This window comes from Comamonas thiooxydans, assembly GCF_002157685.2.
GTDB classification, from domain to species: domain Bacteria; phylum Pseudomonadota; class Gammaproteobacteria; order Burkholderiales; family Burkholderiaceae_C; genus Comamonas; species Comamonas testosteroni_H.
In genome coordinates this window covers 1873231-1888851 of sequence record NZ_AP026738.1, presented here as the reverse complement: position 1 = coordinate 1888851, position 15621 = coordinate 1873231, and the positions used below count along the sequence as shown (strand labels likewise).

Annotated in this window: 15 protein-coding genes; 12 read left to right on the top strand and 3 right to left on the bottom strand. The window is 61.7% G+C overall.

Annotated elements, in window-relative coordinates:
* Positions 1 to 2: 2 nt before the first annotated feature.
* The 3 genes from CTR2_RS08705 (at position 3) to CTR2_RS08695 (ending at position 3690) form a co-directional block, all read left to right on the top strand.
* Entirely contained in the window at positions 3 to 362 is a 360-nt protein-coding gene (locus CTR2_RS08705) for a DUF3325 domain-containing protein (RefSeq protein ID WP_087084386.1), read from the top strand.
* Positions 363 to 702: 340 nt separating this feature from the next.
* Positions 703 to 1419: a TonB-dependent receptor gene (locus tag CTR2_RS08700; protein ID WP_087084680.1), complete on the top strand. Its 717-nt coding sequence runs from the start codon at positions 703 to 705 to the stop codon at positions 1417 to 1419.
* A gap of 84 nt (positions 1420 to 1503) precedes the next feature.
* On the top strand, positions 1504 to 3690 hold the full coding sequence (locus CTR2_RS08695) for a TonB-dependent siderophore receptor (RefSeq protein ID WP_087084681.1): 2187 nt from the start codon (positions 1504 to 1506) through the stop codon (positions 3688 to 3690).
* Between the two features lie 136 nt (positions 3691 to 3826).
* Here the strand turns inward: CTR2_RS08695 and CTR2_RS08690 are convergent, their stop codons facing one another.
* Positions 3827 to 4798, bottom strand: coding sequence for an AraC family transcriptional regulator (locus CTR2_RS08690; RefSeq protein ID WP_087084387.1), 972 nt, complete (start codon positions 4796 to 4798; stop codon positions 3827 to 3829).
* 143 nt (positions 4799 to 4941) lie between these two features.
* Here CTR2_RS08690 and CTR2_RS08685 point away from each other — a divergent pair, with 143 nt between their 5' ends.
* A complete protein-coding gene (locus CTR2_RS08685) occupies positions 4942 to 6114 on the top strand; it encodes an FAD-dependent monooxygenase (RefSeq protein WP_087084388.1) in 1173 nt (390 codons plus the stop codon).
* Between the two features lie 438 nt (positions 6115 to 6552).
* Here CTR2_RS08685 and CTR2_RS08680 read toward each other — a convergent pair whose 3' ends face one another.
* A complete protein-coding gene (locus tag CTR2_RS08680) occupies positions 6553 to 7077 on the bottom strand; it encodes a MarR family winged helix-turn-helix transcriptional regulator (RefSeq protein ID WP_087084389.1) in 525 nt (174 codons plus the stop codon).
* A gap of 179 nt (positions 7078 to 7256) precedes the next feature.
* On the opposite strand from CTR2_RS08680, the gene CTR2_RS08675 reads away from it, so the two are divergent.
* The 8 genes from CTR2_RS08675 to CTR2_RS08640 all read left to right on the top strand — a co-directional run bounded on the left by CTR2_RS08675 (position 7257) and on the right by CTR2_RS08640 (position 14814).
* A complete protein-coding gene (locus CTR2_RS08675) occupies positions 7257 to 8240 on the top strand; it encodes a Bug family tripartite tricarboxylate transporter substrate binding protein (protein WP_087084390.1) in 984 nt (327 codons plus the stop codon).
* 116 nt (positions 8241 to 8356) lie between these two features.
* Positions 8357 to 10663: a xanthine dehydrogenase family protein molybdopterin-binding subunit gene (locus tag CTR2_RS08670; protein WP_087084391.1), complete on the top strand. Its 2307-nt coding sequence runs from the start codon at positions 8357 to 8359 to the stop codon at positions 10661 to 10663.
* Positions 10656 to 11537, top strand: a complete 882-nt coding sequence (locus tag CTR2_RS08665; protein WP_087084392.1) for an FAD binding domain-containing protein — start codon at positions 10656 to 10658, stop codon at positions 11535 to 11537. Before CTR2_RS08670 ends, CTR2_RS08665 begins: the two co-directional genes overlap by 8 nt.
* Complete coding sequence (locus CTR2_RS08660) at positions 11534 to 12013, top strand: (2Fe-2S)-binding protein (RefSeq protein WP_003056048.1); 480 nt, start codon at positions 11534 to 11536, stop codon at positions 12011 to 12013. Before CTR2_RS08665 ends, CTR2_RS08660 begins: the two co-directional genes overlap by 4 nt.
* The gene (locus CTR2_RS08655; RefSeq protein WP_087084393.1) at positions 12003 to 12806 is read left to right on the top strand and encodes an SRPBCC family protein; all 804 of its coding nucleotides are present in this window, start codon (positions 12003 to 12005) and stop codon (positions 12804 to 12806) included. Before CTR2_RS08660 ends, CTR2_RS08655 begins: the two co-directional genes overlap by 11 nt.
* Before the next feature lie 107 nt (positions 12807 to 12913).
* Positions 12914 to 14008: a porin gene (locus tag CTR2_RS08650; protein ID WP_087084394.1), complete on the top strand. Its 1095-nt coding sequence runs from the start codon at positions 12914 to 12916 to the stop codon at positions 14006 to 14008.
* Between the two features lie 278 nt (positions 14009 to 14286).
* A complete protein-coding gene (locus CTR2_RS08645; RefSeq protein ID WP_087084395.1) occupies positions 14287 to 14631 on the top strand; it encodes a DUF4148 domain-containing protein in 345 nt (114 codons plus the stop codon).
* 57 nt (positions 14632 to 14688) lie between these two features.
* Positions 14689 to 14814 carry a hypothetical protein gene (locus CTR2_RS08640; protein ID WP_254913409.1) on the top strand — a complete coding sequence of 42 codons (126 nt, stop codon included), beginning with the start codon at positions 14689 to 14691 and terminating at the stop codon, positions 14812 to 14814.
* 331 nt (positions 14815 to 15145) lie between these two features.
* Here CTR2_RS08640 and bamE read toward each other — a convergent pair whose 3' ends face one another.
* Complete coding sequence (gene bamE, locus CTR2_RS08635; RefSeq protein ID WP_238707816.1) at positions 15146 to 15586, bottom strand: outer membrane protein assembly factor BamE domain-containing protein; 441 nt, start codon at positions 15584 to 15586, stop codon at positions 15146 to 15148.
* Between the last annotated feature and the right edge of the window lie 35 nt (positions 15587 to 15621).

Genomic DNA, 15621 nt, shown 5'->3' with positions numbered 1-15621 from the left:
AAATGCTGCTCGACTTTCTGTTGTGCTTTGCCGCCTGGACGGCTCTTGCCCTGGCCATGGACCGACATCATGAAGACGCTTGGCCGGATATCGAGAGTGAAGCTCCCGCCGCAGTACTGCGCCGCCAGCGCCTGTTCCAAGCCGGCTGGATCCTGCTGGCCTTGTCACTGGGCATTGCTCTGGGCCTTCCGGGCGCAACCACCGCTGCCATGTCAGCCACGGTGTGGACGGCCGCTCTTTGCCTGGCGGCTCTGGCCGCCACCGGCATGGCGACCTGGCAAGCGCAGCGCCTGCCTCTGTTTGGCTTGATGGCACTGGCACTGGGAATACTGATTTTTACCTTCGACCGCCTCGGTCCTTGACGGACTGCACTCAGAACCCGCAGGGGTCACCAATCAGAGAGTCGCTGAGCATCAATGGCTGAGAACCCAAGCAGCAATTGATGCAACAGGAATCCCGATCACGACCGGGCAAGGACATTGCATGCGCATCGCGATGCAGCAGCTGCCTCGGCCCTTGCATGGCTGGCCATGGCCAATCGATTGAACAAGAGGTGCAAGGAAAGAGCACAGGGCCATACAAGGGATCAACAGGCTCTCTTTTCCTGGAATCCAGGCCGGTGCCTGAGTCTGGATCTCAGGCAGAAGACCTTCACTCGTGCAGAGCAACTCATTCACCTATCCAGAACCCAAGGAGATTTTCATGCGCAATTTTTATCATCCCATTGCTCTCGCCACTCTGCTGCTTGCCAGTCTGGGCACAGCCCATGCTCATCAAGTCTGGCTGGAGAACGATGGCGGCCAAGCCCAGTTATTTTTTGGTGAGTTCAATGACAACCTGCGCGAGACCTCACCCGGGGCGCTGGACAAATTTCTGGCCACACCCACGCTGGCCCAGCAAACAGCCAGCGGCACGCAGCAACTGAACGGCCAGCGAAACGCCACGGGCTTCAGCTACAACACGGCAAGCCAGGCCCAAACCCTTTTTGCCAGCGCCGCCTATCCCTTGATTGACCGCAGCAAGCGCAATGAGCCAGCCTTGCTGTGGGTACCTGCGGCCCGCTGGGTGGCAACGCCGACACAGGCCGTGGCCGTGAATGCCCAGGCCCTGGATTTGGTGCCCACGGGCCAGCCGGGCCAATTCATGGTGAGCTTCAACGGTCTGGCCCTGCCCAAGGCCAAGGTGCAGATCGCCGCCCCATCGGGCTGGTCGCGCGAGGCGCAAAGCGACGAGCAGGGCCGGGTCAACTTTGCCCTGCCCTGGAAGGGCCTGTACGTGGCCGAAGTGCATCACAGCGACAAGCAAGGCGGCGAAGCGCAAGGCAAGCGCTATGGCGAAGCCAGCTATGTGACCACGTTGAGTTTCAGCGTCAAGGACGGCATGCCGTCCCCCGCTCTGCCGTCCTCCGTCAAGCCCTGACGCAGAGCCCCCCATTCACTCCAGCAGCCGCTCCGACCACCCTTGGTGGTCATTGTCCGTGGCCATCTATTTGACAACAGCACCATGAACTACCCATTCCCCGGCGTACCCAGCCGACCATCGCTGGCCTTGCTCAGCGCCCTGGCCTGCCTGAGCCTGGGCACTCAGGCACAGACCTCGCCTCCCGCCCCCAGCGCAGACGGCAGTGCCGAAGCCATGCTGGCCCCCGTTACCGTGCAAGACAGCCTGGCCGGTGAAACCGCCACAGGTCCGGTCAGTGGCTTTGTCGCCCGGCGCGCGATCTCGGCCACCAAGACAGATACACCCTTGATCGAAACGCCGCAATCTATCAGCGTAGTCACGCGCGACCAGTTCGAAGCCCAGGGCGTGACCACCCTGCGCGAAACCACGCGCTACACGGCGGGCATCAATTCCAGCTATTTCGACAACCGCGTGGACTCCTTCAAGGCCCGCGGCGGTGATGTCAGTCAGTACCAGGACGGATTGCTGCGCACCTACGGCACCTACAACAATATCAAGGTCGAGCCCTATACGCTGGAGCGCGTGGAATTTTTACGCGGCCCCTCCTCCGTGCTGTATGGCCAGGGCAGCGTGGGCGGCGTGCTCAACCTGACCAGCAAACGTCCCCAGGCCGAGCGCATGCGTGAGGTACAGATACAGCTGGGCAGCCACGGCCGCAAGCAGATTGCCAGCGACATGACCGGCGCCATGGACGAGGAAGGCAAGTGGCTCTATCGTCTGGTGGCCGTGGGCCGCGACAGCAACACCCAGGTCGATCACGTCAAGGACGACCGCGTGGTGATTGCGCCTTCGCTGACCTATCGTCCCAGCACCGATACCTCGCTGACGCTGCAAGCCCTGTATCAAAAGGACAAGAGCGGCTCCATCACCCAGTTCTTTCCCTGGCAGGGCACGCGCCTGCCCAGCCCCTACGGACAGATTCCGACCCGCACCTTTATCAGCGAACCGGGCTGGGACAAGTACGACTCCGAAAACAAGTCCTTTGGCTATCTGTTCAGCCACCGCCTGAACTCGCAATGGACACTGCGTCAGAACCTGCGCCGCACCATCAGCGAAGTCGACTACCGTACGCTCTACACCAGTTTTGCAGCCAACGCCGCCACGGGCCGTCCGGCACGTCCGGTGTTTGACGCCAACGGCCGCACCGTACAGCGCGATGCCGTATGGCAGATCAATGGCGGACGCATGCTGCTGGTCGACACGCAGCTCGAAGGCCTGCTGCAAACCGGCGAGGTGCAACACCAGTTGCTGGCCGGCATGGACTGGCAGCGCAACACCAGCAACCAATCCAACTGGCGCGGACCAGGCACTGCGCTCGATGTCTACAACCCCGTGTATGGCACGTTCACGCCGCCCTCTGCCTCCCAGCTGGTACGTGCGCCCAACGTGGCACAGCGCCAGCTCGGTTTCTATCTGCAGGACCAGTTGCGTTGGGGCCCCTGGAGCGCGACAGTAGGCTTGCGTCACGACAAGGCCAAAACCGAGACCGAAGGTCGCCCGGCAGCGGCTGCCGACGACTCTGCCACCACCAAGCGCCTGGGCGTGACCTATCAGGCCGGCGGCGGCTGGGCTCCGTATGCCAGCTACACCGAGTCCTTCCAGCCGCTGGGAGGCGTGGACTTCTACGGCACGCCGTTCAAGCCCCAGCGCGGCAAGCAGTTGGAGGCCGGCGTGAAATGGATTCCGGAGGGCAAAGGCATCTCTGGCTATGCCGCGGTATACGGCCTGCGTGAACAGAATCGCAAGACCAATGACCCGGGCAACCCACTCAACAGCCTGCAACTGGGCGAGGTCAAAACCCAGGGCTTTGAAGCCGAGCTGATCGCCAGCCTGGCCAGAAACTGGGACTGGACGCTGGCCTACGCCTATACCGACGCAAAAATCAGCCGCAGCAACGCTGGCGACCAGGGGCAGCGCGTGGCCTCGGTATCACGCCATATGGCCTCCAGTTGGCTGATGCATCGATTTGCCGCTCAGGGTCGCGGAGGCTGGAGTCTCGGTGCCGGTCTGCGCTATATCGGACCACAGTGGAGTGGCACCTCTGCCATCGACACGCCCTCATCCCTGCTGGCAGACGCGATGGTGGCCTATGACGCCGGCGACTGGCGCCTTGCCCTGCATGCGAACAATATCGGCGACAAGGTGGTGATCACCCAATGCCTGTCGCGCGGTGACTGCTTCTACGGCGAACGCCGCAACTTTCTGCTGACTGCCACCTATCGCTACTGAACGGGCAGGCAATGCGAACAATGTCCAGCCGCCACTATGAAATCCGAGGCGAAGGCGTCAAAAGACACCTGCTCTTCAGTTTGTGAGGTCAGCTGGCGAGGCAGGCTGCGTTTGATTGAAGTACCGCTGGAGAACCTCATTTCAGCGCAGCAAATTCGTTTCTGAGCGCCTTGGTGCTGCGCTGATAGGCGCGCGGCGGCAGACCGCACCAGCGCTTGAAGGCGCGGGCAAAAACGCGCTCCGACTCGTAGCCGCAATCCTCGGCAATCTGGGCCAGCGGCAACCCCGATTCCAGTTGCTGGGCGGCATGGGCCATACGCTGCTGCTGCAGATAGGCCATGGGCGATTCTCCAACCAGCGCCTTGAATTTTTCGGCAAAGAGCGAGCGCGACATGGCAGCCTCCCTGGCCAGGGCCTGCAAGGTCCAGCCATGGCTGGGGCGGCCGTGGATGGCGGCCATGGCCCTGGCAATCTGCACATCGGCCAGGCCGCGCACCCAGCCTTGACCGCGCTGCTGCTGTGCGGCGAAATGGTTGCTTAGCACATGGATCAGCACCAACTCCCCCAAACGCGCGGCTGCCAGACGCCAGCCGGCGCGTCGCGCCAGCGAGTCTTCGATCAGAGCCTGCAGCATGCTGCCCAGCATGGCCGGTGGAGCGGCCTGCGCTGCAGGTATGTGCAGCAGCGGCGGCAGCAGAGTCAATATGGTGTGCCGGCAGTAGGCCGATATCCAGAGCAGCACCGAATCGATGCGGGTCTGGGCCCCGACTCCGCCATGCTCGAACGTCAGAGGATTCTCGTCCTTCGGACCCTGGGCAAAGCGTTCGATCATGTGTGCGAACGGAACCGGAGCCAGCGCGAGGTCCGACGCAATGACGTGCGGACTGCCCAGCGGCAACACCACCAGATCGCCAGGCAAGACCTGCAACGGTGACTGGCCTTGAACTTGCAGCCAGTACGGCTGCCCCTGGGCGATGCGGATCATGGTCCCCGGCACTCCCTCGGACGCAAGCGCCCAAGGCTCACCCAATGAAAAGCTGGCCGTCACCGCGCGCTCGGCTCGGCAGATGGCCAGCACGTCGCTTAAATGGTCGCTGCTTTGTTTCATGGAGGATTCCGGACGATTTGTGTCATTTTATGGATGCTTTGCGCTTCACGTGACAGGCGGCCTTGTCGACACTGGCTGGCACCGTAAGCGGGCTGCCAGCGCAGCCCGGAACGAGCAAACCATACCCATATCAAGGAGCAAACATGTCCAAGACACGATTGAAAATAGGCATTGTGGGCGGCGGCATTGGTGGCCTGGCCGCAGCCAACGCGCTGCACCGCAGCGGACACGAGGTGACGGTGTTCGAGCAGAGCCAGCAATACCTGCGCGTAGGCGCCGACATCAATCTGACGCCCAATGCTGTACGCGCGCTAGACGGACTGGGCGATGGCATTGCGGCTGCCGTACGGGCTTCGGCAGCCCGCCCAACGCACCGTATCAGCCGCACCTGGGACAACGGCGAGGAAACATCGCGCCTGACGATGGGCAACGAAGCCGAGCGCCAGTACGGCGCGCCGCAGCTCACCATCCATCGCGCCGATCTGCTGGCGGCACTGGCCGATGCCTTTCCCGGCGAGCAGGTGAAGTTCGGCAGACGCGTCAGCCGGATTGCCCAAGACGATGCCGGCGTTGCCGTGGAATTTGCTGACGGCGCGCGAGTCGATGGACTGGATGCGCTGATAGGCTCGGACGGAATTCATTCGGTGGTGCGCACATCCCTGTTTGGCGCAGAGAGCCCACGCTTTACCGGTGTGGTGGCGTTTCGCACCGTGGTGCCCACCGAGCGCGTGCGCCATGTTCCCGATATCGGTGCCTTCACCAAATGGTGGGGACCGACTCCGGACAGCCAGATCGTGACCTTTCCGCTCAATCAGGGCCGCGACACCTTCATCTTCGCCACCACGGCGCAGGAATCCTGGCATGAGGAATCCTGGACCACCGAGGGCAGCGTGGCCGAGCTGCGCGGCTTTTATGCCGGCTTTCATCCACACGCACGAGCCCTGCTGGATGCGTGTGACAGCGTACTCAAGACGGCTCTGTATGAGCGCGACCCTCTGTCGCACTGGTCGCAGGGGCGAGTGTCGCTGCTCGGAGATGCCAGCCATCCCATGATGCCGTTCATGGCCCAAGGTGCCGGCATGGCGATCGAGGACGCCGTGGTGCTGGCCCGCAACCTGGATGCAGTGCAGGATGCCGAAGGCGTTGCGCAAGCCTTGCAGAACTACGAGGCCATGCGCAAGCAGCGCACCAGCCAGATCCAGATAGGCTCGCGAGGCAATAACTGGCTGCGGGCTGGCGGCAATGCCGACTGGGTCTATGGCTATGACGCGTGGCAAGTTGCTTTGACGGCCGAGCCGGTTGCCGGCTCCACCTGAACGACAGTACACCGGCAGTGTTGCCCTGCGCAGCACCTCCGGTGGGTCGATGGTGCGGTCTTGAGCGGGCATCGTGGCGCTGTCGGCATCTGGCGAAAAGCCATGATGCATGGCTGGCAGGCGCCATGCGTTGCTTGCCCATTGCATGAGCCTGCCTCTGCCCATGAGCAAGAAGACCGGTGTCTGCGGGAGCGCGTCCTGCCATGGTGGAGCCGGATCTCGCCAAGCGCTGCTGACTTGCGAGACATGTCAGAGGACGGTGACGAGCGGCCCCCGGAACCCCGTTCTCATTCTCAAAATGACGCCTCAGCCGGCGACGCACATGTAATGTGCGGATGCCTCCCGCCTCCCGCCTCCCGCCTGCCGCATGCAGAAATTCGTGCATCTATATGTGTTGCAGCAGCATCCAGGCAGCTATCCAACACAGGGCCACAGGAACTATTCAAGGCCTGCTTCATCCTCGCCGGACAAAGCGCCTGCTTTCTCGCAATGTGCACGCAAGCGCATCAGCGCGTTGTACATGGCGTTGCGCTCATCTTCGGGCAAGGCCCGAATGGCGGCAGCCTGGCTGGCACGCGCCAAGGGCATGACCTGTGCATGCAGGGCCTCGCCCTGTTCGGTGATCCGGCAAAAAATCTTCTTGCGCGGCGTATTGCCTTCACCCTGCAGATCCACCAGGCCTTTGGCTTGCAGCCGCTTGAGAGCGCGGCTCACCAGGGCCTTGTCCGAAGTGGACTGAATGACCAGATCCGAGAAGGCCAGCCGCCTGGCGTGGGCAATCAAGGCCAGCAAGCGCCACTCCGAGACCGTCAGATCGTGCTTCTCGGCATAAGGCACGGTAATCGTGCGCCGCAGAGCATTTCCCACCTGACTCATCAAGGTGGTGATGAAGTCGTCCACCGTCAGTCCGTCGCCTTGCGCATTGAGGTGCGACCAGGGCGTTTCGCATGTTTTCTTGTTCATGCGCCATTGTTTCACCTCAAATAACAGAATCGCATGTCAATAGTGAAAACAGCAATTTGATTGATCAACTACAGGCGTATAACTCCGTTTTATTGTTTCTCTATAGATTCAATGTTTCACTCATGAATCAATTGAGATTGCACACCAGATTTATACCCACGGCCCAAGGAGAGGCGACCATGTCAGTTGATAGACGCCAGTTTTGCTTTACCGCGCTTGCCTGCGGCACGCTGCTTGCGCAGCCGGTGCTTGCCGAAGAGACTTATCCGAGCAAGCCCATCACGGTGATCGTGTCCTACCCGCCGGGCGGGGATACCGATGCAATCGCCCGCCTCTTTGCCGACAAGCTCAGCCACAGGCTCAAGCAGACAGTGCTGATCGACAACCGCCCGGGTGCTGGCGGGGCAATAGGCAACGGCATGGTGGGGCGTGCACGCTCCGATGGCTACACATTGCTGTTCACTCCCAACCCCTTCACCACCGCGCCCCTGGTCATGAAGCTATCGGGCGCTGCTGCCTACGACGTACTCAACGGCTACGAAGCCATCATCAACACCGCCACCCAGCCCCTGGTGCTGGTCACGAGCCCCAAGCTCGGTGTCAAAAACCTGCCCGAGCTGATTGCCAGGGCCAAGAGTGGCGCCACCGTCTCCTATGCCAGCCCCGGCGCCGGCTCGCCCATGCACATCGCCGGCGAATGGCTGAACAAGGCCGCTGGCGTCAAGTTGTCCCATGTTCCATACCGCGGCGTCGGGCCCTCGGTGACCGATGTCGTGGCCGGCCATGTCGATACTGCCTGGGTCACTTTCGGGCCTGTGCGCCAGTATCTGGACTCCGGCAAGCTGGTGGCGCTGGCCATCGGCGATACCAAGCGCTCATCGCTTGCACCGGCCGTTCCGACATTGACCGAACTGGGCTACAAGGATGTGGTGGTCAGCGCCTGGAACGGCTTCTTCGCGCCGAAAAAGACTCCGGCAGCGGTGATCAATCTGCTCAACGAGCACCTCAATGCCATTTTGCGAGAGCCCGAAGTCGTGGAAAAGCTCGCCGTCTTCGGCGCCCTGCCAGCCGGCGGCTCTCCCAAGGTGCTCAGCGATCTCAATCAACGCGAGTACATGGTGATGGGCAAAGCCATCAAGGACCTCGGCATCGTAGCCGAGTGACATCAATGAATCGTTCAGGCGCAGTCCTGGGCGACTCCAACAGACCTCTATATGACTGAAGTGGCACAAGCCTCTGGTCCGCAGCGACCCGGGGCCTTCCGCTGCGAGGTACGGATATGACATCTGCTCTTTCATCTCGATCCACGCTGGGCATGGACACTCCACAGGTGACGGCCAGGGCAAAAGTGCTTGGCCGAGCCATCTACGCAGGAGATCTCAAGCTTGCCGGCATGCTGCATGGCAAGGTTCTGCGCAGCCCGTACCCGCATGCGCGCATCGCTCGCATAGACACTGCCGAGGCGCGCTCGCTGCCGGGCGTCAAGGCGGTTCTGACCGGCGAAGATGCGCCTGCCACTCTCTGGGGGGCGCATCACAAGGAGCGCGCCGTTCTTGCCAAAGGCGTGGTGCGTTATTGCGGCGAGGAGGTGGCCGCCGTGGCCGCGGTCTCCGAAGAGATCGCACGCGACGCGCTGGATCTGATTCGGGTGGAATACGAAGAACTGCCGGCCATTCTGACGCCCGAGGAAGCCATGGATGAGGAGGCCTTCGGCATCCATCCAGGGCGCAACAATGTGGCCCAGCATATCCAGTTCGAGCGCGGCGACGTGGAGGCAGGTTTTGCCGCAGCGGATCTGATTCACGAAGCCACCTACACCACGCACTCTCAATACCCCGGCTATATGGAGCCCATGGCCACGGTGGCCTCGCTGGACCCCGATGGCCGGCTTGTGCTCTATACCTCGACCCAGGCAGTGAATCTGGTGCGCATGCAGGTGGCCATGACCCTGGGTCTGCCCATTTCCCGCGTGCGCGTGATTCAGGCCGCTACCGGAGGTGGCTTCGGCGGCAAGATCGTGGAGGACGACAACCAGTTGCTTGCCGGCCTGCTGGCCCTGCATACCCGACGTCCGGTGCGGCTGGTCAACAACCGCCTGGAGGACTTCCAGGCCGCATGCGCCAGCGTGCCCGAGCGCATCACCCTCAAGCTGGGCATGCTCAAGGACGGCAGCATTGTCGCCAAGCAGGTTCGCATCATTGCCGAATGCGGTGCATATGCAGGCCTTGCCGGTGATGTGATGCACGTCAGTGCCATGCGCAGCGACAACATGCACCGCAATCCGAATGTGCGTTCAGAAGCGACGCTGTACTACACCAACAATCCGCCACGCGGTGCCTTCCGGGGCTTTGGCGGAACCCAGATGCAGTTTGCGCTCAACAGCCATATCCACACCATGGCGGAGAAACTGGGCCTGGACCCGGTGCAGGTGCACAAGATCAATGCGCTCAAGGCCGGTGATGTCTCGATTCACGGCTGGCATATCGGCAGCACAGGACTGCTGGAGTGCATAGACATGGCAACCGAGGCCATAGGGTGGGCAAGCAAACGCCAACGCGTCAAGGCCAGTGGCACCAAGCACCGCGGCGTGGGCATGGCCGCAGCCATGCATGTGAGCGGCAACCGCACCATAGGCAACTGGGACGGATCGACGCTGGTCATCAAGATCAATGAGGACGGTCGAGTCTTTCTCATCAGCGGTGAATGCGATATGGGCCAGGGAGCGAGCACCATGCTCAGCCAGATCGTGGCCCATGAACTGGACCTGCCTCTGGCCGATATTCATGTGCTTGCGCCCGATACCGATGTCTCTCCGGTGGCCGTGGGTACTCTGGCTTCGCGCGTCACCATGTCGGGCGGCAACGCGGCCATCATCGCTGCGCGCAAGGCGCGCCAGGAGTTGCTAAGCCTGGCTGCCGAGCGTCTGGGTGCGCCACCCGATGCGCTGACGCTGGAAGGCGGTGCGGTCTACGTGAGTGCGGAGCCAGAACGCCGCAGCACCGTGGCCGAGTTGGCACGCCAGCATATCTGGCGCCATGGTGGCGGTGGCATCCAGGTCACCGGGACCTGGGACCCCAAGACCGTCATGCATGACGACAAGCTCTACGGCAATATCGCCGCTGCCTACTCCTACGCTGCCCAGGCCGTCGAAGTCGAAGTGGATATCGAGACCGGGCAGGTCAGCGTCCTCGACAGCTATGTCGCCGACGACTGCGGCAAGGCGCTCAACCCGATTGCGATTCATGGCCAGACCAATGGCGCCACCGTCCAGGCCATAGGCTGGACGCTGTATGAGCAGCTGCACTACGAGGGTGGACGCCTGGCGAACGGCAACTTCGCGGACTACAACATGGCCACCGCCGATGCGGTTCCCATGCTGCGCGGCGGCCTTGTGGAATCCAACGATCCCAACGGTCCCTATGGCGCCAAGGGGGCCAGCGAGACCGCCATCCTGCCAGGCGCACCAGCCATTGCCAACGCCGTCTATGACGCGATTGGCGTGCGCATCACCGATCTACCCATCACCCCGGAAAAAGTGCTGGCTGCATTGCGCGACAAGCAGCGGCAAGGAGCAAGCCATGCGTGAATTTGATTTTGCGGAGCCCCGCTCGGTAGCGGAGGCCAGCCAGATGCTGGCCGAGTACGGCGACGATGCACGCATCATCGCGGGCGGGTCGGCGCTGATGCTGGCCATGCGCCAACGCATGCTTGCGCCCACGCACCTGATCTCGGTGGCAAAGCTGCCCCGGCTGCATGGCATCGATTTCGATCCGCACCAAGGTCTGCGTATCGGGGCCATGAGCCGCCATATCGATGTGGCCAGCTCCGAGCTCGTGAAAGCGCATGCACCGGTGCTGGCCCGGATGGCCGCCCAGGTGGCCAATCCCCAGGTGCGCAACCAGGGCACGATTGGCGGCAATCTCTGTTATGCCGACCCCTCCACGGACCCGCCCGGCTGTCTCATGGCCCTCGATGCCTCGGTCGTTCTGGGCAGCACACGCGGAGAGCGCGTGCTGTCGATGGAAGAGTTCCTGGTCGACTACTACACCACGGCCATGGAGAGCGATGAGCTGCTTCTGGAAATCCGGGTGCCGCTGCCAGCGCCCGGCACCCAGGGGGAATACACGCGCTTTCTGCGCACGGCAGCGGAACACCGGCCCCTGGTCAGCGTGGCCCTGGTCGTGCAAAGAGAAGGGCAGACATGCCATCAGGCACGTCTGGCTGTGGGCGCATCCACGCCCATTCCCACCAGGCTGCGCCGCGCCGAGGACTGCTTGCGTGGCAAGACCGTGAATGCGCAGCTTGCTGCGCAGGTCGCCGCCATCGTGGCCGAGGACATCCAGCCGGTTTCGGACCTGCGCGGCAGCAGCGAGTTCCGCCGCGCCATGGTGCGCGCGGTGACTCGTCGCACGGTGTCCACGCTGTTCGGAATCGATATCAATGAAGGAGTTGCCGCATGAGCACGCATCGCATCGAATGCCAGGTCAACGGCGAATCGCACAGCGCCGAAGTCGCATCACGGCGACTGCTATCGGATTTCCTGCGGGACGACCTGCATCTGACCGGCACCAAACGGGGTTGCGAGACCGGAACCTGCGGCGCCTGCTCGGTGCTGCTGGACGGTGAAGTCATCAAATCCTGTCTGATGCTGGCCGTGCAGGTTCACGGGCGCAGCATCACCACCATCGAAGGGCTGGCCGCCAACGACCAGCTGCACCCCCTGCAGAAGAACTTTATGCAGTGTGGCGGCCTGCAATGCGGCTACTGCACGCCGGGTTTCATCATGGCCTCCTGCGACCTGCTCAAGAACACGCCCCAGCCCAGCTGCGAGGAAGTGCGCCACGGCCTCAGCGGCAATCTCTGCCGCTGCACCGGCTACACCCAAATCGTCGAATCCGTGCTGCATGCAGCACAGGAGATGCATCATGGAAATTGAAAAAAACCTGACCGTTTCAGCCCCTCCGCAGCAGGTCTGGGATCTGCTCCTCAATCCCCAGATCATGGCCGGCGCCGTGCCCGGGATGAAGTCCATCGAGGTCATCAGCCCCACGGAATACGTGGCGGAGATGCACCAGAAGATTTCCTTCATCAGCGCCAGGTTCAAGCTCAAGACCAAGATCGTCGAGCAGAACGCTCCGGAATACATGCGCGTGGAAGGCACCGGCGAGGATGCCTCGGTGGCCAGTTCGCTCAAGCAGACCAGCGAGGTGTTCCTGACGCCTGCCACCAATGGCGGGACGGATCTGCGCATCAAGGTCAATGTCGACGTGCTGGGCCGCCTGGGCGCCTTTGGCCTGTCGGTCATGAAGACCAAGGCCGATCGTCTCTGGGAAGAGTTTGGCAGCAATCTGGCGGCTCGCATCGAGGCTGGTGGCTTGCTCGTTGATAGCACACCACCTTCCTCCGCCAGCCCCTCGACAGCGCCCACCATGCCTTCATTGGCCAAGCAAGCTGTCGTGAGCCCTGAGATCAAACCTGCCGCCGCGTCGACCGTCTCCTCTGGCGCAGTACCGCAGGGACAGATGGAAGCAGCCATCACAGCCTCTACACAGGACACATACAGCAAAGCCGGCTGGTGGGCCCGCACCTTCGGAGGTGCCCGCAGTGCACGCGGCGCCGGCCAGGTCATACGCGTAGAAGTGCGTCAGATGGACAAGACGATCTGTGTCGAGTGGCCTGCCACAGCTGCATCCGAATGCCGGGAATGGCTCCAGTCTCTGCACAAGTAAGCACTGTTTTTGCACCGACAAGCAAGGAGGCTCACGACTCAACAGCTCAATCACATCAAGCCACGCATGCAAAAAATACTGAACGACATTAAAAATTGGAGACATTCATGCTGAAGAAGGTAGCGAGCGCCATTGCGCTTCTGGGGGCGGGAGGGTTGGCACATGCACAATCGTCCGTACAGATTTACGGCATCATGGATACGGCCGTCGAAACCATGAACAACGTGGGCGCAACCAAGTCCAGCCTCACACGCATGCCCAATCTGGCGGGCAGCGCTCCATCGCGCCTGGGCTTTCGCGGCCGCGAGGATCTGGGAGGCGGATTGAGTGCATCCTTCACGCTGGAGATGGGTATCGGCCCCGACAGCGGAGCGCTCAACCAGGGCGGTCGCGGTTTCGGCCGCCAGTCTTTCGTAAGCCTCAATGGTCCCTGGGGATCGCTGGGTCTGGGCCGTCAGTACACCATGCTGTTCTGGTCCGTACTCGACGCTGACGTGATCGGTCCGAGCCTGCACAGCATGGCCAGTCTGGACAACTACTTTCCCAATGCACGTGCCGACAATGCGATCTCCTACAAGGGAACGTTCTCGGGCCTGACGATCGGCGCAACCTATAGCTTTGGCCGCGATGCCGTCAATGCGGGCCCCAGCCCCGGCGGAACCAACTGCGCGGGAGAAAGCAGCACCGACTCCAAGACCTGCCGCGAGTGGTCGGCCATGCTCAAGTACGACGCAGCGGCATGGGGAGCGGCGCTGGCGCATGACGAGCTGCGTGGCGGCCCCGGTGCTTTCGCGGGGCTGACCAGCAGCGACAAAGTCGACAAGCGCACCATGCTCAACGGCTATGTGAAGCTTGGTGGCGCAAAGATTGGTGGTGGCTATATGCGCCGCAAGAATGACGGCTATATCGCATCGCCGCGCAACGACCTGTGGTTTGTGGGCGTGACCTACCCTCTTGGTCAATGGACCGTGGACGCCCAGTACAACCAGCTCAAGTACAAGGACAACGCGGACAAGGGTCAGCTGCTGGTACTACGCGGTACTTACAACCTGTCCAAACGCACTGCGGCCTATGCATCGCTGGGCTACATGAAGAACAGTGGCAATGCGGCCTTTGGAGCAAGCAGCGCTCAAGCTGGTGGAACACCGCTGCCGGGTGTGAACCAGACAGGCTTTGGCATGGGCTTACGCCATACGTTCTAGAACCGGTGCCGATACAGCGGATGCGGGTAGCCTGGTGGCCTGCACCCGCTTCTCAAAAGAGGCGACAGTCCCTCATGCGGGGCTCGTTCACCCACATAGACCGGGCATGTCTACCTGGCCAAGGGCAGTCCAGGTCGGCATGAGAAGAAGCTGACAACAATGTCACCGCGCTGTCCCGCTTCTGTTGGGGTCGGATTTCTAAGATCCACACATCTCCTCCTTACCTTTATCAAGGCCTGGGAGATTGTGTTTCACCGACTTTCTTAGGAGCTATCACCATGTCTCAACGTCGTCTCTCCATCGCGTCCGTATTTGCAAGCGCAGCAGCAGTAGCTGTACTAGCCGTGCCGGGGATGGCTTCGGCAGCCTATGAACACCCAGCCAATAACGAGCAAGGCGTGACTGTTCATCCGGAACATTTCGTGAGCCAGAAGACACGTGATCAAGTCAGGGCCGAAACTGCAGATGCAATGAAAAGCGGCCGCCTGTCGTATGGAGAAAGCAACTTCCCCAACTTTGCCCCCCCTGCAGGCCCCGGTAAAACACGCGAAGAAGTGATTGACGAATTGCTGCGCGAATCTCCTGCTGCGCGGAAAGCTCGTTTGCAGTCCATCGCTCGCTGAGGCCTGTAGAGGCCTTATTGGGGCACCGGTCTTCCTTGAGCAGCATTGCACGACGCGATGACCGGCATGCTTGATCTGGCCACCGGCAGCAACTGCCCCATTGCTGCCAGCCGAGTTGCGATGATCAATGCCTGGATTGCCGGCATCACCCAGTCCAAGCCTCTATCTGCTTCCTTCCATTGATCATCGCCCCACAGACGCCGCCTCCTGAGCCGTTCTTGAAGACCAACCAACGGAGGGTCGGGCGAGCAGCAGACAGTGCCCGTCAATTGGCAAAGCGCAGTTCACATGCTCCGGATACCGGCGACCACGCGCCTGAGCACCTCTGCCGACGTCGCAGAACGGTAGATCCCACAGCCATCAGTCTTGGCTCTGCAGCGCGCCGTACAGATGAAGTACTTCGCTGATGCTTATTGAGTGACCGCGCGCGCTCACACATAAAGCTTGATATATGGCCACCGGCCAGACGCCACCACACAAATCTTGGCGAAGCTGGAAGAGTTCCAGCAGCGCCTCAGCGCTGCATCAGTTGCTGGCATTGTCGGCGGCGCCAGACAGACTCGCGAACCGCTCCGGTCTCATCGAACACCACTTTGTACTGGCACACCAGCAGGTTACCGGATTGCGCTTGACGGAGCTTGAAGTTGTAGTCCCACTCTTGGCCTCTCGGGCCTGTAGTTTGCGTCAGAGGCTCGCCCAGCGTCTGCTTCACCTTGTCCTGGGCCATGCCAGGCTGGATGGCGCGAATACCTTCGAGCTGCTCTGCCCGCACGCCATCGCGGACAAAGTCCTTCTTCATATCGGCATAGCGCATATTGACGTCGGAATACTGCAGCTTGTCGGGATTGCTGACAGCATCCTCCGGATTGTCACGAGCCACGGCCGGCATGGCAATGCAAGCGGCCGCAGCCAGCACCAGAGTGGAAAGGCGGAAGGTGGATTCAAACATGCTCATGGCATCCTCTTTCATCAACATCGAAAGTCACGCGC

Excerpts from the sequence above, each read along its gene's own strand:
- CTR2_RS08705 (WP_087084386.1), top strand. The coding sequence starts at position 3 with ATGCTGCTCGACTTTCTGTTGTGCTTTGCCGCCTGGACGGCTCTTGCC.
- CTR2_RS08700 (WP_087084680.1), top strand. The coding sequence starts at position 703 with ATGCGCAATTTTTATCATCCCATTGCTCTCGCCACTCTGCTGCTTGCC.
- CTR2_RS08695 (WP_087084681.1), top strand. The coding sequence starts at position 1,504 with ATGAACTACCCATTCCCCGGCGTACCCAGCCGACCATCGCTGGCCTTG.
- CTR2_RS08690 (WP_087084387.1), bottom strand. The coding sequence starts at position 4,798 with ATGAAACAAAGCAGCGACCATTTAAGCGACGTGCTGGCCATCTGCCGA.
- CTR2_RS08685 (WP_087084388.1), top strand. The coding sequence starts at position 4,942 with ATGTCCAAGACACGATTGAAAATAGGCATTGTGGGCGGCGGCATTGGT.
- CTR2_RS08680 (WP_087084389.1), bottom strand. The coding sequence starts at position 7,077 with ATGAACAAGAAAACATGCGAAACGCCCTGGTCGCACCTCAATGCGCAA.
- CTR2_RS08675 (WP_087084390.1), top strand. The coding sequence starts at position 7,257 with ATGTCAGTTGATAGACGCCAGTTTTGCTTTACCGCGCTTGCCTGCGGC.
- CTR2_RS08670 (WP_087084391.1), top strand. The coding sequence starts at position 8,357 with ATGACATCTGCTCTTTCATCTCGATCCACGCTGGGCATGGACACTCCA.
- CTR2_RS08665 (WP_087084392.1), top strand. The coding sequence starts at position 10,656 with ATGCGTGAATTTGATTTTGCGGAGCCCCGCTCGGTAGCGGAGGCCAGC.
- CTR2_RS08660 (WP_003056048.1), top strand. The coding sequence starts at position 11,534 with ATGAGCACGCATCGCATCGAATGCCAGGTCAACGGCGAATCGCACAGC.
- CTR2_RS08655 (WP_087084393.1), top strand. The coding sequence starts at position 12,003 with ATGGAAATTGAAAAAAACCTGACCGTTTCAGCCCCTCCGCAGCAGGTC.
- CTR2_RS08650 (WP_087084394.1), top strand. The coding sequence starts at position 12,914 with ATGCTGAAGAAGGTAGCGAGCGCCATTGCGCTTCTGGGGGCGGGAGGG.
- CTR2_RS08645 (WP_087084395.1), top strand. The coding sequence starts at position 14,287 with ATGTCTCAACGTCGTCTCTCCATCGCGTCCGTATTTGCAAGCGCAGCA.
- CTR2_RS08640 (WP_254913409.1), top strand. The coding sequence starts at position 14,689 with ATGACCGGCATGCTTGATCTGGCCACCGGCAGCAACTGCCCCATTGCT.
- bamE (WP_238707816.1), bottom strand. The coding sequence starts at position 15,586 with ATGAGCATGTTTGAATCCACCTTCCGCCTTTCCACTCTGGTGCTGGCT.